Annotated in this window: 1 protein-coding gene; it reads left to right on the forward strand. The window is 63.3% G+C overall.

From position 1 onward, the window contains the following. A partial coding sequence (locus F2P45_RS35210; protein WP_166882767.1) for a LamG-like jellyroll fold domain-containing protein occupies positions 1 to 281 on the forward strand: 281 nt, incomplete at both ends.

The raw sequence follows: 281 nt of genomic DNA on the forward strand, positions 1-281 counted from the left end.
CATTCAGCACCACCTTCTTTGGCGCGCGCAATGGCGATGCGTGGATCAGCCTGATGCCGAAGGGGCACGATGTTGTCGGCGGCGCGACCATGCTGTGGTCGGGAACGGCATGGTACGACGCCGGCGCGGGGATGAATATCCCAGCCGGGCAGTGGTCGCACGTGGCCTTTACCGTCAAGAACGGCGCTGTCAGCGTGTACGTCAACGGTGTGAGGCGTTTCAGTGGGGCGAATTTTCCGAACGTGTTCACGACCGCCGGCGGCGTGTTTTCGCTGGGCGTG

The sequence above is a fragment of the Massilia mucilaginosa genome (genome assembly GCF_011682145.1).
In the GTDB taxonomy this organism is placed as follows: domain Bacteria; phylum Pseudomonadota; class Gammaproteobacteria; order Burkholderiales; family Burkholderiaceae_D; genus Telluria_A; species Telluria_A mucilaginosa.